Origin of the sequence: Pseudomonas sp. LFM046, assembly GCF_000949385.2 — a bacterium.
Lineage (GTDB): Bacteria > Pseudomonadota > Gammaproteobacteria > Pseudomonadales > Pseudomonadaceae > Metapseudomonas.
In genome coordinates this window covers 384,636-402,117 of sequence record NZ_JYKO02000001.1, presented here as the reverse complement: position 1 = coordinate 402,117, position 17,482 = coordinate 384,636, and the positions used below count along the sequence as shown (strand labels likewise).

Sequence of the window (17,482 nt, the reverse complement as noted above, 5' to 3'; positions counted from 1 at the left end):
ATGGAGTCGACCCTCATGGGAGCCGCCCTCAGATGCGTCTGTTCCTCGTCCTGCTGCTGTGCCTGGCCCTGGCCACGTGCTCCACGTCCATTCCAAAGATCCACATCCTGCAGCCAGCCACGGCCGAACTGGCCGGCCGCGGGAGCTTCGAGCTGATTTCGCCGGAGCAGGCGGTAAACGGCGAACTGCCCCACCACGAGCGCTATGCCCAGCTCGCCACACTGCTTCGCCAGGGCCTGGAAGGGCGCGGCTACCGGGCCGCCAGCGACGCCCAGCTGCGGGTTTACTACTGGCTTGCGGTGACCGACCAGCCGCTGGAATTCAAGGTCAACCAGGCGCCCCCGAGCCCCCTCGGCCCTTACCAGGCCATCCACCGTCTGCGGGATGAAACCGGCACCCTGCGCCTGCGCCTGACCGACCCGACAGGCAACGTCCTCTGGGAAGGCCTGGCCAGCACCGGCCTCAGCCCCTCCTGGGACAGCGAGGAACTGCTGGAGAGCGCCACACGTGCCCTGGTGGGGCAGGTTCCCACAGCCCGCTAGGCTGCTATCCTCCGCAGCCACGGAGGCAAGCCATGCAGATATACAAAGTAGGTGGTGCGGTTCGCGACCGCCTGTTGGGTCGTCCAGTGACCGAAAACGACTGGGTGGTGGTGGGCGCCACTGCCGACGAAATGCTGGAGAAGGGTTTCCGCCCGGTAGGCGCGGACTTCCCGGTATTTCTGCACCCCACGACCGGCGAGGAGTACGCCCTTGCCCGCACCGAGCGCAAGAGCGGTCGCGGCTATGGCGGCTTCACCTTCTACGCCAGCCCCGACGTGACCCTGGAGCAGGACCTGATCCGCCGCGACCTCACCGTCAACGCCATGGCAGAAGACGGGGAAGGCCATGTGATCGACCCCTACGGCGGGCAGAAGGATCTGGAAAATCGCCTGCTGCGCCATGTCTCCCCCGCCTTCGCCGAGGACCCGCTGCGGGTGCTGCGGGTGGCACGCTTCGCCGCGCGTTACGCGCCACTTGGTTTCACCGTAGCCGACGAAACCCTGGAGCTGATGCGGACGATTGCCGAGTCCGGCGAACTGGACGCCCTCACCCCGGAGCGCAGCTGGAAGGAAATTTCCCGGGCCCTGATGGAGCCTCGCCCGGATGTGTTCATCCAGGTGCTGCGCGACAGCGGCGCCCTTGCCGCCTGGATGCCCGAGCTGGACCGCCTGTTCGGTGTGCCCCAGCCGGAGCAGCATCACCCGGAAGTGGATTCCGGCATCCATGTGCTCGCGGTCCTGCGCCAGTGCGCTGAGCACGACCAGCCGCTGACCGTGCGTTGGGCCTGCCTGCTCCACGATCTGGGCAAGGGTGCGACCCCGGAAGAAGAGTGGCCGCAGCACATCGCCCACGAAAAGCGCGGGCTGAATCTGATCAAGGCGGTGAACGAGCGCTGCAAGGCGCCTCGCGATTGTCAGGAACTGGCGCTACTGGTGGGCGAGTACCACACCCACGCCCACCGAGCCTTGGAACTTCGGGCCTCGACGCTGCTGGAGCTGCTGCAGAGCTTCGACGTCTACCGCCGCCCCCAGCGCTTCGAGGAGTTCGTCGCCGCCAGCGAAATGGACGCTCGTGGCCGTACCGGCCTGGAACAGCGCGAGTACCCGCAATCAACCTACCTGCTGGGCGCAGCCGCCGCCGCCCGTGCCGTGGCGGTTCAACCGTTGCTGGAAAAGGGCTTCAAAGGCGCCGAATTGGGCGAGGCGCTCAAGAACGAGCGACTCAAGGTGCTGAAGGCTTACAAGGAGAGCGGCGGGAAGGCCTGAAGCAGTGCCGGAGGCGTCAGCTCTTCGCCGTGCCAGCTGAAGGAGGCGGGCCACAGCGTCTGCGGGATACTGGCACTTTCCCAGAGCTCGGCGAACGTCCGCCCATCCCCCGGGTGTCGCACTTCGGGCGCCAGCAATGCCAGCGGCCACAGCACGAAGGCATTCTTCAGGACCTCGGGGCGCGGCAGGACCAAGCCATCAAAGTTACCCACGCGATCGCCAAAGAGCAGTACATCGATATCCAGCGGCAGGCCCTTGCGGCCCGGAGCATATCGACCGTTGTCAGCCTCGATCTCCTTTAGCCGGCGATCCAGCTCGTGCAGCGACAGCTCGGTACGGGCCGCCACCACGAAATTGAAGAAATTCCCGCTCTTGATGCCTACGGGCAGGCTCTCGAACACGGGTGAGCACCGAATGTCCTGGAGGAAACCCGTCAGGGCTTCAAGGCCGGCGGTCAAGTTGCGCTCGCGGTCGATGTTGCTGCCGAGGCCGAGGTAGATAGAGGTCAGCGACATCCGCGCTCGATCTCCACGCCAACGCTGCTCGCCGCCGGCACGGCGCCGGGCTTGTGCAGTTTCAGGCGAATCCAGGGAATGTTGAACTCGGCCATCAGGACCGCAACCAGGCGCTCGGCGAAGGTCTCGACCAGCAGGAACTGGGCTTCGGCGGCAAAGGCCTGGATGCGCTGGGACACGGAAGCGTAATCGAGCGCCTTGTCGAGATCGTCGCCCTCGGCGGCCGGGCGGTTGTCCCAGCCCAGCTGCAGGTCCAGGCGCAGGCATTGGCGAATGCTCCGCTCCCAGTCATAGGCACCGATTACGGTGTCGACCTCCAGACCCTCGATGAAAACCGTGTCCACGTCAGTGCTGCCCCGCTAGAATCGGGACTTCCTCGCCCCGGAATGGAAACCATGTTTTGGCTGCTGGCGGCTCTCGCCTACCTGCTCGGATCGTTGTCCTTCGCCATTCTGCTCAGCCGTCTGTTCGGCACGGTCGATCCACGTGCCCAGGGCTCCGGCAACCCTGGTGCCACCAATATGCTGCGGGTGGCGGGAAAGAAGCTGGCGATCCTGACCCTGCTCGGCGACCTGGCCAAAGGCCTGTTGCCGGTGGTGGTCGCCGCTCTTTGCGGCCTGGGCATCCAGCAGCAGGCTTGGGTCGGCCTCGCCGCGGTGCTCGGGCACCTGTATCCCCTGTACTTCCGTTTCCGTGGTGGCAAGGGCGTCGCCACCGCCGCCGGCATGCTGCTGGGGCTCTATCCACCGGCCGCACTGCTGGCCATCTGCGTCTGGCTGCTGACCTTCTACCTGACCCGCACCAGCTCGCTGGCCGCGCTGATCGCCACGCCGCTGACCCTGCCACTACTGGCCTGGCAACAGCCCGGCGCGCTCCTGCCGATGACCGCGCTGACCGCGCTCATCGTCTGGCGTCATCGCGGCAATCTACGCGACCTTTTCGCGGGACGCGAACGACATTTCTGACTGGCGTTGGTGAAAACGACTCAGCTGGCTGTCAGACCGCTGGCAGCTGCTCCATCGGCCAGCGCGCCTGTACGGCAATCGCCGGACCATCCTGCTGCCCCGCCAGCAAACGCTGGCAACCGGCGTAGGCGATCATCGCGCCGTTGTCGGTGCAGAAACGCGGCCGCGCATAGAACACCTCCCCCTTGAGGTCCCCCAGCATTTTGCCGAGAGACTGGCGCAGCGACTGGTTGGCACTTACCCCGCCAGCAATTACCAGGCGTTTCAGACCGGTCTGTTTCAGGGCGCGCTTGCACTTGATGGTGAGAGTCTCCACCACGGCCTGCTCGAAGGCCAGAGCGATGTCGCAACGGGTTTGCTCGCCGTCGTCCCCAGCATCGCGGCACTGCTGCCACGTGTTGAGGGCGAAGGTCTTGAGGCCGCTGAAACTGAAATCCAGACCGGGGCGATCGGTCATCGGACGCGGGAAAGTGAAGCGGCCGGGGGTACCGCTCTGCGCCAGGCGGGCGATCTCGGGACCGCCCGGATAGCCGAGGCCGATCAGTTTGGCGGTCTTGTCGAAGGCTTCACCGGCGGCATCGTCCACCGACTCGCCCAGCAGGGCGTAGCGGCCGATACCGTCCACCCGTACCAGTTGGGTGTGACCACCGGAAACCAGCAGGGCGACGAACGGGAACTCCGGCGGCTGCTCCTCGAGCATGGGCGCCAGCAGGTGGCCTTCCATATGGTGTACGCCGAGTGCCGGCACGCCCCAGGCAAAGGCCAGGGCCTGGGCACAGGAAGCGCCCACCAGCAACGCCCCCACCAGGCCGGGGCCGGCGGTGTAGGCGATGCCGTCGATGTCTTCGGGCTTGCGATCGGCCTCTTCCAGCACCTGGCGCAGCAGCGGTAGCATGCGCTTGACGTGGTCACGGGAGGCCAATTCGGGCACGACGCCGCCGTAAACCCGGTGCAGGTCGATCTGACTGAACAGCGCATCGGCCAGCAGGCCACGCTCACTGTCGTAAAGGGCGACGCCGGTTTCGTCGCAGGAGGTTTCCAACCCCAGCACTAGCATGGGAACGAGCCTTTCTGGCCTGGTCAAACAAGAAGGCGCGAATCATAATCGCCGCCCCTCCCGCCGACCAGCGGTTTTCGACTGAAGGCTTTGCATTCCGAGCCTTGAGGCGTTAATATCCGCAGCCCTTGAAATCCGACGCGCCACCGAGCCAGCTTTTGCCGGAATGCGTCGACCATTCGGTAATTGATGAAGGTACGACCTGGATGCCAGCCGTCAAAGTTAAAGAGAACGAACCCTTCGACGTAGCCCTGCGTCGTTTCAAGCGCTCCTGCGAGAAAGCCGGCGTACTGGCCGAAGTCCGCAGCCGTGAGTTCTACGAGAAGCCCACTGCCGAGCGCAAGCGCAAAGCCGCCGCCGCGGTCAAGCGTCACGCCAAGAAAGTGCAGCGCGAGCAGCGCCGCCGCGAGCGCCTGTACTGAGTTAACAGGCTCCGCCGCACGCACAAGCAACGCCCGGCCCTGGCCGGGCGAATGCATGTAGCGCACACAAGAAACTCCGCTTCGCCTTGGCGAATGGCGGAGTTTTTTGCTTTCCAGCCCCGGCACACCAAGCGCCGCCCTGCTGGAGTATGCTTTGAACCTTCCCGCGCCCTGAGCACCTTATGGCTGGCCTGATCCCCCAAGGCTTCATCGACGACCTGCTGAACCGCACCGACATAGTCGAAGTGGTCGGCGCTCGCGTGCAGCTGAAGAAGGCTGGCAAGAACTACACGGCGCGCTGCCCCTTCCACAACGAGAAGACCCCGTCCTTCAGCGTCAGCCCGGACAAGCAGTTCTACTACTGCTTCGGCTGCGGCGCCGGCGGCAACGCCCTCGGCTTCATCATGGACCACGATCACCTGGACTTCCCCCAGGCGGTCGATGAACTGGCGAAACGCGCCGGCCTGGAAGTCCCGCGAGAGGAAGGCGGACGCAGCAACCGCCCGCACCAACCCACCGACTCCCCGCTTTATGCCCTGCTCACCGCAGCGTCGGACTACTACCGGCACGCCCTGAAGCAGCACCCGACCCGCAAGGCCGCGGTGGAGTACCTCAAGGGTCGCGGCCTGACCGGCGAGATCGCCCGCGATTTTGGCCTGGGCTTCGCCCCGCCCGGCTGGGACCACCTGCTCAAACACATGGGCGGCGACAACCTGCAGCAAAAGCACATGATCGATGCCGGCCTGCTGATCGAGAACGCCGAGACCGGCAAGCGCTACGACCGCTTCCGTGACCGAGTGATGTTCCCGATCCGCGATAGCCGCGGCCGCATCATCGCCTTCGGCGGCCGAGTCCTGGGCGATGACAAGCCCAAGTACCTGAACTCCCCGGAGACCCCGGTATTCCACAAGGGCCAGGAACTCTACGGGCTGTTCGAGGCACGCAAACACAACCGCAACCTCGACGAGATCATGGTCGTCGAGGGCTACATGGACGTCATCGCCCTCGCCCAGCAGGGTCTGCGCAATGCCGTCGCCACCCTGGGCACGGCCACCAGCGAAGAGCACGTCCGCCGCCTGTTCCGCCTGGTGCCGAGCATCCTCTTCTGTTTCGACGGCGACCAAGCCGGACGCAAGGCCGCCTGGCGCGCACTGGAAGCCACTCTGCCAAGCCTGGAAGATGGCCGCCGCGCTCGTTTCCTCTTCCTGCCCGAGGGCGAGGACCCGGACAGCCTGGTCCGCAAGGAAGGCACCGACGCCTTCCGCGCCCGGATCACCCAGTACGCCCAGCCCCTGGCCGACTACTTCTTCCAGCAACTGACCCAGGAAGCAGACCCCTCGTCCCTGGAAGGCAAAGCCCACCTGGCCACGCTGGCGGCCCCACTGATCGAACGCATTCCCGGCGCCAATCTCAAGGTCCTGATGCGCCAGCGCCTGGCCGAAATCACCGGCCTCAACGGCGACGCCCTCGGCCAGTTCGCTCGCAGCGCCGCCGCCAGTGTCAGCAATGACAGCCATGGGCACTCGGACGATGCCTACTACGAATCCTTCTCCGGCTACGACGACCAGCAGTACGAACCGGACCACAGCCACTACTTCGAGCAGCCTGCGACTCCCCAAGGCAATTGGCAGAAGGGCGAGAAACGCAAGGATGGCTGGAAAAAGGACGACTGGAAGAAGGACGGCAAGAAGTGGAACCAGCAGGGACGTGACGACTTCAAGCGTCCGCCACGCACCGAAGTGAAGGTGGAATCCCCCACCCTGACCGCCTTGCGCACCCTGCTCCACCATCCGTCGCTGGCCCAGAAGGTGGAGGATGCCAGCCATTTCGCCGCAGAAGACGACACGTACGCCCAGCTCATGGTGTCACTGGTGGAGGCGGTGCAGAAGAATCCGAAACTGCGCTCGCTGCAGTTGATCGCCCGTTGGCACGGCACCGACCAAGGCCGTCTACTCCGGGCACTTGCGGAAAAGGAATGGCTGATTTCCGACGACAACCTTGAACAACAGTTTTTCGACACTATAACTAGGTTGTCGGCTCGCCAGCGGGAACGCCGCCTGGAAAATCTGCTGCGGAAAGCACGGCAAAGCGAACTCAGCGCAGAGGAAAAAGATCAGCTGCGCGATCTCCTCAGCCGCAACACGTCTCCCCTGACTCCGACCTCAACTGGCGCGTAGGGCCCCGGATCAGGTATAATCCTCGGCTTGTTTTCAGCCCGCCAAGACCTTAAGTGGATAGGGTGCTATGTCCGGAAAAGCGCAACAGCAGTCTCGCCTCAAAGAGTTGATCGCCCGTGGCCGTGAGCAGGGATACCTGACTTACGCGGAGGTCAACGACCACCTGCCGGAGGATATTTCCGATCCGGAACAGGTGGAAGACATCATCCGCATGATCAACGACATGGGGATCAACGTATTCGAGAGTGCCCCGGATGCGGATGCCCTGTTGCTGGCCGAAGCCGATACCGACGAAGCCGCCGCTGAAGAAGCCGCCGCTGCCCTGGCTGCAGTGGAAACCGATATCGGCCGCACCACCGACCCCGTGCGCATGTACATGCGTGAAATGGGTACCGTGGAGCTGCTGACCCGCGAAGGCGAGATCGAAATCGCCAAGCGCATCGAGGAAGGCATCCGCGAAGTGATGAGCGCGATCGCCCACTTCCCCGGCGCCGTCGACGGCATTCTTGCCGAATACCAGCGCATTACCAGCGAAGGTGGCCGCCTGTCCGACGTTCTCAGCGGCTACATCGACCCCGATGACGGCTCCGTGCCGGCCGAGGAAGTCGAACCCGTCGACCTGAAGGACGACTCCGCTTCGGCCAAAGACAAGGACGAAGAAGAAGACGAAGAAGGCGACGGCGAAGAGTCCGAGGAAGAAGGCGATGGCGGTCCGGATCCGGAAGAAGCCCTACGCCGCTTCACCGCCGTTTCCGACCAGCTCGACAAGGCCAAGAAGGCCCTGAAGAAGCACGGTCGCGACAGCAAGCAGGCCACTGAAGAACTGCTGGCCCTGGCCGAGCTCTTCATGCCCATCAAGCTGGTACCGAAGCAATTCGACGCCCTGGTGGAAAAAGTTCGCAGCGCCCTGGACCGCGTCCGCGGCCAGGAACGCGCCATCATGCAGCTCTGCGTACGTGACGCCCGCATGCCGCGCGCCGACTTCCTGCGCCTGTTCCCGGGCAACGAAGTCGACCTCGACTGGGCCGACGGCCTGGCCAAGGGCAAGGCCAAATACGCTGAAGCCATCGGCAAGCTGGTAGACGACATCAAGCGCAATCAGCAGAAGCTGGTGGATCTCGAGCAGGAAGTCGAACTGACCGTCAACGAGATCAAGGACGTCAACCGTCGCATGTCCATCGGCGAAGCCAAGGCTCGCCGGGCGAAGAAAGAGATGGTCGAGGCCAACCTGCGTCTCGTGATCTCCATCGCCAAGAAGTACACCAACCGCGGCCTGCAGTTCCTCGACCTGATCCAGGAAGGCAACATCGGCCTGATGAAGGCGGTGGACAAGTTCGAATACCGTCGCGGCTACAAGTTCTCGACCTACGCCACCTGGTGGATCCGCCAGGCGATCACCCGCTCGATCGCCGACCAGGCGCGCACCATCCGGATCCCGGTGCACATGATCGAGACCATCAACAAGCTCAACCGCATCTCCCGTCAGATGCTGCAGGAAATGGGTCGCGAGCCCACTCCGGAAGAGCTTGGCGAGCGCATGGAGATGCCTGAGGACAAGATCCGCAAGGTGTTGAAGATCGCCAAGGAACCGATCTCCATGGAAACCCCGATCGGCGACGACGAAGACTCCCATCTGGGTGACTTCATCGAGGACAGCACCATGCAGTCCCCGATCGACGTGGCCACCGTGGAAAGCCTCAAGGAAGCCACCCGCGAAGTCCTGGCCGGCCTCACCGCCCGTGAAGCCAAGGTCCTGCGCATGCGCTTCGGCATCGACATGAACACCGACCACACCCTCGAGGAAGTCGGCAAACAGTTCGATGTAACCCGTGAGCGTATCCGCCAGATCGAAGCCAAGGCGCTGCGCAAGCTGCGTCACCCGTCTCGAAGCGAGCACCTGCGCTCCTTCCTCGACGAGTAAGCGATACGAGAACCCCCGGCCAGTCCGGGGGTTTTCTTTTGTGCCCCTGGCCAAGCCGCAACGACTCCCATTTCTTTCCGAGCAGCCAAGCGGCCACGTCTACACTTCGAACTGACATTTCATCAAGGATCGAGGCCGCCGATGGCGCGAGCGCGGGCCCTACTAATGCTCCTGCTGGCACTCTGGACCCTGTCGGCCGGTGCCTTGACACTCACCCCGCAGGAGCAGGCCTGGCTCGATCAGCATGGCGACCTGCGCCTCGGCATCGATGCCTCCTGGCCGCCCTTCGAATTCCGCGACCTCCAGGGCAACCACCGGGGCCTGGCCGCCGACTACATCACCCTGATCCGCCAGCGTCTGGACGTGAAACTCACCCCGGTCGAGCCCAGCAGTTGGAGCGAAGTGCTGCAGCGCGCCCAGACAGGTGACCTCGACCTGCTTCCCGGCATCATGTCCACCCCCGAGCGTCAGAGGTACCTGCTCTTCACCCGTCCCTATCTCGACTTCCCCATCGTCATCCTGTCCCGCACCGAGGGCTCGCAACCCGCGAACATCAAGGACCTCTACGGCCTGCGCGTCGGCGTAGTGGCAGACTATGCGCCCCAGGAATTACTGCGCAGCCAGCATCCCGACCTCAGCCTGCAGGCCTACCCCTCCGTCGCCGCCGCCCTCCAGGCCTTGGCCACCGGCCAGGTGGACGCCTTCGTCAGCGACCTCGCCTCCAGCGTCTGGAGCCTGCGCCAGCTCAAGCTCGAAGGCATCTTCATCAGCGGCGAAACGCCCTATCGCTATCAACTGGCCATGGCGACGCCGAAGAATCAGCCGGTCCTTGCCGGCATCCTCGACAAGGCCCTCGCCGACATCACCCCCGAAGAAGCCGCCGCGATCCAGGAACGCTGGGTAGGTGGCGCGCTCTACCAGCCCACCGACTGGATCCGCATCCTGCTCTACGGCCTGCCCGGCGTGTTCCTGGTCGCTGGCGTGCTCGCCTTCGTCCTGCGCGTGAACCGTCGCCTGAGCAACGAAATGGCCAGCCGCGCCGCCCTCCAGGAAGAACTGAGCAGCAGCGAACAGCACTACCGCGGCCTGGTGGAAAGCCTCAACGCCATCGCCTGGGAAATGCGTGTCGAGGACTACTGCTACACCTACGTCTCGCCCCACGCCGAACGGCTGTTCGGCTACCCCCTGGCCACCTGGCTGGAACCGGGCTTCTGGCGCCGCACCCTGCACTCCGACGACTCCGCCTGGGCCAACGCCTTCTGTGAAGCGGAAACTCTTGCCGGCCGCGACCACAGCCTCGACTACCGCATGGTCGCCGCCGATGGCCGGGTGCTCTGGGTCAGGGACATCATCACCCTGATTCCCCACGGCGAAACCCAGATGATGCGCGGCCTGATGATCGACATCACCGAGGCCAAGCAGACCGAGCAGGCCCTGCGCCTGTCCGAGCAGAAATTCGCCTCGGTGTTCCACAACTGCCCAGACATCATCGCCATCGCCCGGCGCACCGATGGCAGCCTGCTGGCGGTCAACCAGACCTTCGAACAGCAGATCGGCCTCAAGGCCAGCGATGTTCTCGGCAGGACCGCCACCGAACTCGATATCTGGGGCATCCCCGGCATCGGGCCGAAGCTGCTCCAGCGCCTGCAGCAGGGCAACCCGCTACACAACCTGGAAATGCCCTTCCGTCGCGCCAACGGGGAAATCTTCACCGGACTCATCTCGGCCCAGGCCATCGACCTCGACGACACCGCTGCCCTGGTGGTGGTGGTCCGCGACATCACTCAACTGAAGGAGACCCAGCAGCAGTTGCAGGTCTCCGAAGAAAAATTCGCCCGCGCCTTCCATTCCTCACCGGATGGCCTGCTCATCACACGCATCCGCGACGGCCTGCTGATGGAAGCCAACGAAGGCTTCACCCGCATCACCGGCTACAGCTCCCAGGAAATCGCCGACCGCTCCACCCTGGACCTGGGGCTCTGGGCCAACCCGCTGGACCGCAACCACATGATCAAGATCATCCGCGAGCGGGGCAGCCTGTACCACTTCACCACCAGCATCCGGACCAAATCCGGGCAGATCCGCCTTTGCGAACTCTCCGCGCAGCCCATTCCCATCGGCGACGAAGCCTGCATGCTGACCATCGCGCGCGACGTCACCGAACGCCAGCAGATGCAGGACAAACTGCTGCAAGCCGCCACTGTCTTCGAAAGCACCGCCGAAGGCGTGATGATCACCGACACCGCCCAGCGCATCACCGCCGTCAACCGCGCCTTCAGCGAAATCACCGGCTACAGCGAGAGCGAAGCCCTCGGCCAGTCCCCCCGCCTGCTCGCCTCCGGCCAGCACGACAGCGCCTTCTACGCCGCCATGTGGCACCAACTGGAACACGAGGGGCACTGGCAGGGCGAAATCTGGAACCGCCGCAAGAACGGCGAGCCCTACCCCGAGTGGCTCACCATCAGCGCCGTGCGCGACCGCCACGAGCAGGTGACCCACTACGTGGGCGTATTCGCCGACATCTCACCGCTGAAGCACGCCCAGGCCCGCCTCGACTACCAGGCCCACCACGATCCGCTCACCGGCCTGCCCAACCGTCTCCTGTTCGAGAGCCGGCTACAGCTCGCCCTGGCCGACGCTGCCAACGACCAGCACCACGGCGCCGTACTCTTCATCGACCTGGACCGCTTCAAGCACATCAATGACAGCCTCGGCCACCCGGTGGGCGACCTGCTGCTCAAAGGCATCGCCACTCGCCTGCGCGGCCAGTTGCGCGACATCGACACCGTCGCGCGCCTGGGCGGCGACGAATTCATCATCCTGCTGCCCGGCCTGCACAGCGCCAACGACGCCCAGGCCGTGGCCACCAAGCTGCTGACCTGCTTCGAGGCGCCCTTCCCCGCCGGCCAGCACGAGTTCTTCATGAGTGCCAGCATCGGCATCAGCCTCTTCCCGGACCACGGCCAGGACGTCGCCACCCTGGTGAAAAACGCCGACGCCGCGATGTACCGGGCCAAGGCCCGTGGCCGCAACCGCATCGAGTTCTACACCCGCGACCTCACCAGCCAGGCCACCGAACGCATGGCCCTGGAAACCGAACTGCGTCGCGCCCTGGAGCGTGGCGAGCTGTCCCTCGCCTACCAGCCGAAGCTCTGCCTGCAGAACCAGACGCTCGTGGGCGCTGAAGCCCTGGTGCGCTGGTACCACCCGCAGTTCGGCGAAATTCCCCCGGAGCGCTTCGTCCCCCTGGCCGAAGAAACCGGCCTCATCCTGCCACTGGGCGACTGGGTGCTGGAGCGCTCCTGCCGGCAGATGCAGGAATGGCAGCAAGGCCACGCCCCCTTCGGCCCCCTGTCCATCAACCTCGCTGGCGCCCAGCTGCGCCAGCCGCAACTGGTGGATCGCCTGCAGAAGCTCATCCAGCACTTGGGCCTGGAACCCCAGCGCCTGCAACTGGAAATCACCGAAGGCTTCATCATGAGCCAGGCCGAGGAAGCCCTCAGCGTGCTGCACAACCTCAAGGCCCTCGGCGTTCAACTGGCCATCGACGACTTCGGCACCGGCTACTCCTCCCTCAGCTACCTCAAGCGCCTGCCGCTGGATGTCCTGAAGATCGACAAGTCCTTCGTTCGTGGCCTGCCCGACGATCCCAACGACGCCGCCATCAGCCGAGCCATCATCGCCCTCGGCCGCAGCATGCAGCTCACCGTCATCGCCGAAGGCGTGGAAACCAAGGACCAGGAACACTTCCTCGCCGCCGAAGGATGCGAGCAGATTCAAGGCTTTATCTTCAGTTCCCCCCTGCCCCCCGAAACCTTCGCCCGAAAGTTCCTGAGCCCCCTCCCCGCGATTGGCGCCCAACAAAAGGCGCCTGTATAATCCGCCGGCCTTCTGGGGCCTATAGCTCAGTCGGTTAGAGCAGAGGACTCATAATCCTTTGGTCCACGGTTCGAGTCCGTGTGGGCCCACCAAACAAAAAGCCGCGCAGTGCGCGGCTTTTGCGTTTCTTCTTTGGAATATTTTCGCCGCCTGCTCGCTCAGTCCGCCGCCAGGATGCTCGCCGGCAGCGGGCAGTACGCATGGCAGATGGCCTCGACCGTCCACTCGGGGAATGCCGGGTCGAACCAGCGGTCGACCCAGCCCCAGTGGTAGGGGTGCAGCAGGTATTCGCCGTGCAGGTCGCCCACCTCGGCGAACTCCTGCTGCCAGACGTGGGTCCAGTGGCTGCTGGAGGTGACGCGGCCGAGTTGCCAGTTGCGGATGCCCGCCATGTAGTCGGGCATGGCCAGCAGTTCGCGCTCCAGGGCATCCACCTGGCTGGCCGGGACATCGGCGCGCACCCGCAGCAACAGGGTGCGCAGCACGCCGCCGGACAGGTCCGGAGCGCGCGTGCCTCCGCCTATTCGTTCGTGGCTGAGCCCGTCCACCCGCGCCACGCCGGGCAAGGCTTCCAGGCTCGTCGCAGCGGCCCCGCGCAGTTCGACGCTGAAGTCCCCCGCGCCCCAGCAGCCCGGCAGGTTGCGGCCGGCGAAGGCATCGGGATGGGACTGGCACCAGCGCGCCAGGGTCTGCTCGAAGGCGGGCAGATCGGCATCGGCATCGAGGTAAACCTGTGCGACTTCAGCCTGCATGATCGGTATCCTCCGGCGTCGGCAGCACCGCCTCAGCGGCAGTCAGGATGTGGCGCCGCCGCTCGCGGCAGAGACGGTCCAGTTTCGGCCAGACCTCCGGCGTCGAACCGGGGTTGCCGCGCATCCGGTAATACGCCGGCACATCGGGTAACTGCCAGAGCAGCCACAGCGTGGTGGGGACTCCGGGCACCACCACCGGTGGCGAGACCCAACGGTTCAGCAGGTGCGGAAATGGCTCCGCACGGCCCGGCAGCAGTTCCTCATCGAGCAGGCGCAGCACGTGTTTCACGTCGCTGGCGTCGAGGGTGAGTTCGTCAAGAAGGTGAATCATCGATCGGGCCCTTTGCCAAATTCGAAGGCTATCCTGCATGCTCATCCTCGGCCGGACCGCTACCCGACCGATCCCCCATCGCCACCAGAACGCTCAGACTGGCCCGTATGCCTCGATCCCATTCCCCTGAAGCGCCGCCCGCTGCGGGCCTCGGTACCCGCCTGCTGGATGAGTTGCGCCGCAGCGGTGCCGACAGTGCGGCGATGGCCGACGCGGCGGGGCACTTGTCAGCCGGCGCCTTCGCCACGCTGTACCGATCGGCCATCGAGCGCCTGGAAGCGCAAGTCGCCCAGGGCGACGGCCATGCGCCGATGCGCAAGCGCGAAGTGGACCTGCTCTGCCGCTGCCTGCTGAGTTGCCAGACCCTGGCCGACGCCATCCGCTGCGCCGCCGACTTCTGCGCGATGCTGCACCCGCGAGCCGGGGCGCTGAGCCTGTCCACCGAAGAGGGCAACGCGGTCTTTCGCATGGACTCGCTGCGCCGGCGGCACAGCCCGGCAGCCTGCCTGGTGGATGTCACGGGGCTGCTGTTCTACCTGCGCCTGTTCGCCTGGCTGATCGGCGAGCCCATCCACCCGGTGCGTAACTTCCTCGGCCATCCCAACCGCGAAGACGCCATCCCCTTCCTCAGCCTGTTCGACTGCCCTGTGGAGGTCGGTCAGCCGACCTATGGCTTTGTCTTCGATGCCGCGCTGCTGGCGCGCCCGGTACGGCGCCGGCCGGCCGAGCTCGAGGCCTTCCTGGTGGACTTCCCGTTCCGCCTGGCCACCAGCGAGCCGGCCTCGAACGTTCCGCTGACGCAGCAGGTGCGCAGTTTCATCGATGCCGCACTCGCGCGGCAGGCGCCCCTGCCGACTCAGCGGGAGCTCAGCGCCGCACTGTCCATCAGCGTGGCCACCTTGCGCCGGCGCCTGCACGCCGAAGGCAGCGGCTATCGAGCCCTGCGCGAGGCTTGTCTGCTGGAAGCGGCCAAGCACTACCTGCGCAGTACCGAGTGGCCCATCGAGCGTGTCGCCGGGCATCTGGGCTTCAGCAACGCTGCCGCGCTGCGCCGTGCCATGGTCCGGCTGACGGGCCATCCGCCGAGCCATTACCGAAACGCCTGATGAGCGATCCGGTAGCGCACCTTGAGTGAGTGGGCGACGGTTGCCGGAAACCGGCATTCGCACAATCGGTTCATCCAACCCAGAGGAGATGAACCATGTCCCATCCCCGTACACCCATGCTGGCCGGCAAGGTCGCACTGGTAACCGGCGCCAGCCGTGGCATCGGCCGCGCCATCGCCCAGCGTCTGGCCAGCGAAGGCGCCACCGTGGTCGTCGCGGCCCGCAGCCTGGAGCATTCGGCGAGCATGAGCGGGACCCTGGCCGAAACCGTCGCCCTGATCGAAGCGGCCGGTGGCCGCGCGATCCCGCTCGCCGTGGACCTCTGCAACGCCGCCGAGCGCGATGCGCTGCCGGCTCGCGCCGCCCAGGTGGCAGGCGGGCTGGACATCCTGGTGAACAATGCCGGTGTGGCGGACTACTGCCGCGTGGAGGACATGCCGCTGGAGGTGTACGAACGCACCCTGGACCACTACCTGCGTATTCCCTTTGCCCTGAGCAAGGCCGCGATCCCACTCATGCGCCAGCGCGGCGCCGGCTGGATCGTCAACCTCGGCTCGGTCACCGCCCTTCCACCGCTGAAACCCTACGACGACTTCGCGCGACTGGGCGGCATCAGCGTCTATGCCGCGGCCAAGGCGGCACTGGCGCGCTTCACCCAGGGGCTGGCCGCCGAACTGGAGGCCGACAATATTGCGGTCAATCTGGTGGCGCCGAGCACCGCGATCCTCACGCCAGGTGCCGCCCGCTACATCCCCGACGACTACCCCACCGAGCGGGTGGAATACCTGGCCGAGACAGCGCTGGCCCTCTGTCATCTGCCTGCCCGGGAACGCACGGGGCTGCTGACCCACAGCCTGCACTTCCCGCTCTCCGCCGGGCTGACGGTCCACTCCCTGGACGGGCGCGAGACCTTGCCGGCTCCGGTCCTGCCACCCTATGCGCACCCCGGTATCGAGGCCGTGTCGGGCTGAAGCGCGTGATTCGGCGCCCTCATTCTTCCGAGAATTCCTACTGCGGCCGGTCATTGCTGGCCTACAGGGCCGCTCTGTAGCGTCTCCCCCCGTCATGCCCTCGGGTGTGACCGGGAGTGGAATCCCGATGCAGTGGAAAGGCACAAACGCCATAAGCAAGGTCAGCGAATGGAAGTCTTGTTCGATGAGCCTGGCCGTCTATGGCGGACCGTGCGAGGGGGCGCAAGCCCGCCGGTTCCTGCTGCGCCGGTATTCCACACCTCGTACGGTCCGCCACCCTCATGCAACAAGGATCAGGTGACGGCTCCCCGATACCAGGAAGGAGTCTGCACATGTCCCACGACTATTACGTTCCCACCGTTTTCCACCGCCATCACCGCGCGCTTCGTGCCCTGCTGATCGACGATCAGGCCTGGGTGGTGGCCCGCGACCTGGGGCCACTGACCAACTGCCACGTCGATGACCGCCTGCCCCGCAAGCTGGACCCGGACCAATGGCGCCACGAGCGCCTGGAGAACCACCAGGGTGACGTCGAGCAGGAGCTGCTGTTCAGCGAAAGCGCCGTCTGCGAGTTGCTGCGGGTGAATTTCTACCACCCCGAACACCGCGGCCTGCGCCAGTGGTTCACCGGCGAGGTGGTGACCGGCCTGCGCTCGGCGGCCAATCCGCAACTCCCCAAGCAGCGCCGGGTGGCGTGGCAGGGGAAGGAATACAGCCTGATGGAATGGCAGGGGCGGAGTTGGGTGCGGGTAGCGGATGTGGCGGGGTTGTTTGAGGGGAAGGGCCACATGCTGCTGCCATAGGCCCCTACAAGAGAATCGCCCCAGGGGGTAGGCGCTTCAGGCGCCTACCGCAAAGCCTCGCAGAAACCCCGCATAAGGCTTGGGCAGGGGGAAATCCAGATCGCCGCGCTTGCTGGTGGACAGGCGCAACTCCCCGAGCATCTCCACCATCTTCAACGCAGCGCTGACGCCATCGATCACCGGAACGCCCAGTTCTTCCTGCAGCCCCTGCGCCAGGTGGCTCATGCCAGCGCAGCCGAGGACGATGGCGCCGGATTCGTCCCTTTCCAGCGCGTCCCGGCAGGCGTCGCGCATGATGCGGAACAGGCCCTGCGGGTCCTCGTCCAGCGCCAGCACCGGAATCTCAACGGCATGAATGCCTCGGCAGTGTTGATGGAAACCGTAGCGCTCCACCAGGTGGCGGGCGATGACCTTGGTGCGGCCCAGGGTGGTGACGATGCTGAACCCCGTGGCGACCCACGTGGCGAGATGCATGGCCGCTTCGGCGATGCCGATCACCGGATGGCGGGCGATCTCCCGCGCCGCCAGCAACCCCGGATCGCCGAAGCAGGCGATCACATGCCCTTCGGCGCCGTCCTGCTCGCCATCGCGAATGGCCTGGAGCAGTCCGGGCACGCTCAGCGCCTCGTCATAGTGCCCCTCGATGGAAGCCGGGCCGGCGCTATTGGTCACCGCCAGCAACTGGTTGCCGGGGCGCAGCAGGGGCCGCGCGGCCTCGGCGATGCCGGCGGTCATGGCGATGCTGGTGTTGGGGTTGATGAGTTGGATCTTCATGG

Annotated in this window: 16 protein-coding genes and 1 tRNA gene; 11 read left to right on the top strand and 6 right to left on the bottom strand. The window is 65.4% G+C overall.

What is annotated here, in order from left to right:
* The first annotated feature begins 32 nt into the window (after nucleotides 1-32).
* Together TQ98_RS01855 and TQ98_RS01850 are read left to right on the top strand one after the other, a co-directional pair.
* Complete coding sequence (locus tag TQ98_RS01855) at nucleotides 33-542, top strand: DUF4136 domain-containing protein (protein WP_044871254.1); 510 nt, start codon at nucleotides 33-35, stop codon at nucleotides 540-542.
* Between the two features lie 32 nt (nucleotides 543-574).
* On the top strand, nucleotides 575-1,807 hold the full coding sequence (locus tag TQ98_RS01850) for a multifunctional CCA addition/repair protein (RefSeq protein WP_044871253.1): 1,233 nt from the start codon (nucleotides 575-577) through the stop codon (nucleotides 1,805-1,807).
* On the opposite strand, the gene folK is transcribed toward TQ98_RS01850, so the two are convergent.
* Together folK and folB are read right to left on the bottom strand one after the other, a co-directional pair.
* Nucleotides 1,780-2,322, bottom strand: a complete 543-nt coding sequence (gene folK, locus TQ98_RS01845) for a 2-amino-4-hydroxy-6-hydroxymethyldihydropteridine diphosphokinase (protein WP_044871252.1) — start codon at nucleotides 2,320-2,322, stop codon at nucleotides 1,780-1,782. The two genes, TQ98_RS01850 and folK, sit on opposite strands and share 28 nt — an antisense overlap.
* Nucleotides 2,313-2,666 (bottom strand): dihydroneopterin aldolase, encoded by a 354-nt coding sequence (gene folB, locus TQ98_RS01840; RefSeq protein ID WP_044871251.1) that lies wholly within the window; start codon nucleotides 2,664-2,666, stop codon nucleotides 2,313-2,315. The genes folK and folB overlap by 10 nt, the downstream gene beginning before the upstream one ends.
* Before the next feature lie 51 nt (nucleotides 2,667-2,717).
* Here folB and plsY point away from each other — a divergent pair, with 51 nt between their 5' ends.
* Nucleotides 2,718-3,287 carry a glycerol-3-phosphate 1-O-acyltransferase PlsY gene (gene plsY, locus TQ98_RS01835; protein ID WP_044871250.1) on the top strand — a complete coding sequence of 190 codons (570 nt, stop codon included), beginning with the start codon at nucleotides 2,718-2,720 and terminating at the stop codon, nucleotides 3,285-3,287.
* 31 nt (nucleotides 3,288-3,318) lie between these two features.
* On the opposite strand, the gene tsaD is transcribed toward plsY, so the two are convergent.
* Nucleotides 3,319-4,344, bottom strand: a complete 1,026-nt coding sequence (tsaD, locus tag TQ98_RS01830) for a tRNA (adenosine(37)-N6)-threonylcarbamoyltransferase complex transferase subunit TsaD (protein WP_044871249.1) — start codon at nucleotides 4,342-4,344, stop codon at nucleotides 3,319-3,321.
* Nucleotides 4,345-4,550: 206 nt separating this feature from the next.
* On the opposite strand from tsaD, the gene rpsU reads away from it, so the two are divergent.
* The 5 genes from rpsU to TQ98_RS01805 all read left to right on the top strand — a co-directional run bounded on the left by rpsU (nucleotide 4,551) and on the right by TQ98_RS01805 (nucleotide 12,835).
* Nucleotides 4,551-4,766: a 30S ribosomal protein S21 gene (rpsU, locus tag TQ98_RS01825; protein WP_003085057.1), complete on the top strand. Its 216-nt coding sequence runs from the start codon at nucleotides 4,551-4,553 to the stop codon at nucleotides 4,764-4,766.
* A gap of 182 nt (nucleotides 4,767-4,948) precedes the next feature.
* Nucleotides 4,949-6,943, top strand: coding sequence for a DNA primase (gene dnaG / locus TQ98_RS01820; protein ID WP_044871248.1), 1,995 nt, complete (start codon nucleotides 4,949-4,951; stop codon nucleotides 6,941-6,943).
* A 67-nt stretch (nucleotides 6,944-7,010) separates the two neighbouring features.
* Nucleotides 7,011-8,864, top strand: a complete 1,854-nt coding sequence (gene rpoD / locus TQ98_RS01815) for an RNA polymerase sigma factor RpoD (protein WP_044871247.1) — start codon at nucleotides 7,011-7,013, stop codon at nucleotides 8,862-8,864.
* A gap of 141 nt (nucleotides 8,865-9,005) precedes the next feature.
* A complete protein-coding gene (locus TQ98_RS01810; protein ID WP_044871246.1) occupies nucleotides 9,006-12,743 on the top strand; it encodes a bifunctional diguanylate cyclase/phosphodiesterase in 3,738 nt (1,245 codons plus the stop codon).
* 15 nt (nucleotides 12,744-12,758) lie between these two features.
* Nucleotides 12,759-12,835, top strand: a tRNA-Ile gene (locus tag TQ98_RS01805).
* A gap of 66 nt (nucleotides 12,836-12,901) precedes the next feature.
* On the opposite strand, the gene TQ98_RS01800 is transcribed toward TQ98_RS01805, so the two are convergent.
* Both TQ98_RS01800 and TQ98_RS01795 read right to left on the bottom strand, forming a co-directional pair.
* Nucleotides 12,902-13,495 carry a Dabb family protein gene (locus TQ98_RS01800; protein WP_044871245.1) on the bottom strand — a complete coding sequence of 198 codons (594 nt, stop codon included), beginning with the start codon at nucleotides 13,493-13,495 and terminating at the stop codon, nucleotides 12,902-12,904.
* Nucleotides 13,485-13,826, bottom strand: a complete 342-nt coding sequence (locus TQ98_RS01795) for a hypothetical protein (RefSeq protein WP_044871244.1) — start codon at nucleotides 13,824-13,826, stop codon at nucleotides 13,485-13,487. The genes TQ98_RS01800 and TQ98_RS01795 overlap by 11 nt, the downstream gene beginning before the upstream one ends.
* Nucleotides 13,827-13,933: 107 nt before the next feature.
* On the opposite strand from TQ98_RS01795, the gene TQ98_RS01790 reads away from it, so the two are divergent.
* The 3 genes from TQ98_RS01790 (at nucleotide 13,934) to TQ98_RS01780 (ending at nucleotide 16,706) form a co-directional block, all read left to right on the top strand.
* Entirely contained in the window at nucleotides 13,934-14,932 is a 999-nt protein-coding gene (locus TQ98_RS01790) for an AraC family transcriptional regulator (RefSeq protein ID WP_103102846.1), read from the top strand.
* Nucleotides 14,933-15,027: 95 nt separating this feature from the next.
* On the top strand, nucleotides 15,028-15,903 hold the full coding sequence (locus TQ98_RS01785) for an SDR family NAD(P)-dependent oxidoreductase (RefSeq protein ID WP_044871242.1): 876 nt from the start codon (nucleotides 15,028-15,030) through the stop codon (nucleotides 15,901-15,903).
* Nucleotides 15,904-16,235: 332 nt separating this feature from the next.
* Entirely contained in the window at nucleotides 16,236-16,706 is a 471-nt protein-coding gene (locus TQ98_RS01780) for an antirepressor (protein ID WP_044871241.1), read from the top strand.
* A 36-nt stretch (nucleotides 16,707-16,742) separates the two neighbouring features.
* Here the strand turns inward: TQ98_RS01780 and TQ98_RS01775 are convergent, their stop codons facing one another.
* Nucleotides 16,743-17,480 carry an aspartate/glutamate racemase family protein gene (locus tag TQ98_RS01775; protein ID WP_044871240.1) on the bottom strand — a complete coding sequence of 246 codons (738 nt, stop codon included), beginning with the start codon at nucleotides 17,478-17,480 and terminating at the stop codon, nucleotides 16,743-16,745.
* Between the last annotated feature and the right edge of the window lie 2 nt (nucleotides 17,481-17,482).

Excerpts from the sequence above, each read along its gene's own strand:
- TQ98_RS01855 (WP_044871254.1), top strand. The coding sequence starts at position 33 with ATGCGTCTGTTCCTCGTCCTGCTGCTGTGCCTGGCCCTGGCCACGTGC.
- TQ98_RS01850 (WP_044871253.1), top strand. The coding sequence starts at position 575 with ATGCAGATATACAAAGTAGGTGGTGCGGTTCGCGACCGCCTGTTGGGT.
- folK (WP_044871252.1), bottom strand. The coding sequence starts at position 2,322 with ATGTCGCTGACCTCTATCTACCTCGGCCTCGGCAGCAACATCGACCGC.
- plsY (WP_044871250.1), top strand. The coding sequence starts at position 2,718 with ATGTTTTGGCTGCTGGCGGCTCTCGCCTACCTGCTCGGATCGTTGTCC.
- tsaD (WP_044871249.1), bottom strand. The coding sequence starts at position 4,344 with ATGCTAGTGCTGGGGTTGGAAACCTCCTGCGACGAAACCGGCGTCGCC.
- rpsU (WP_003085057.1), top strand. The coding sequence starts at position 4,551 with ATGCCAGCCGTCAAAGTTAAAGAGAACGAACCCTTCGACGTAGCCCTG.
- dnaG (WP_044871248.1), top strand. The coding sequence starts at position 4,949 with ATGGCTGGCCTGATCCCCCAAGGCTTCATCGACGACCTGCTGAACCGC.
- rpoD (WP_044871247.1), top strand. The coding sequence starts at position 7,011 with ATGTCCGGAAAAGCGCAACAGCAGTCTCGCCTCAAAGAGTTGATCGCC.
- TQ98_RS01810 (WP_044871246.1), top strand. The coding sequence starts at position 9,006 with ATGGCGCGAGCGCGGGCCCTACTAATGCTCCTGCTGGCACTCTGGACC.
- TQ98_RS01800 (WP_044871245.1), bottom strand. The coding sequence starts at position 13,495 with ATGCAGGCTGAAGTCGCACAGGTTTACCTCGATGCCGATGCCGATCTG.
- TQ98_RS01795 (WP_044871244.1), bottom strand. The coding sequence starts at position 13,826 with ATGATTCACCTTCTTGACGAACTCACCCTCGACGCCAGCGACGTGAAA.
- TQ98_RS01790 (WP_103102846.1), top strand. The coding sequence starts at position 13,934 with ATGCCTCGATCCCATTCCCCTGAAGCGCCGCCCGCTGCGGGCCTCGGT.
- TQ98_RS01785 (WP_044871242.1), top strand. The coding sequence starts at position 15,028 with ATGTCCCATCCCCGTACACCCATGCTGGCCGGCAAGGTCGCACTGGTA.
- TQ98_RS01780 (WP_044871241.1), top strand. The coding sequence starts at position 16,236 with ATGTCCCACGACTATTACGTTCCCACCGTTTTCCACCGCCATCACCGC.
- TQ98_RS01775 (WP_044871240.1), bottom strand. The coding sequence starts at position 17,480 with ATGAAGATCCAACTCATCAACCCCAACACCAGCATCGCCATGACCGCC.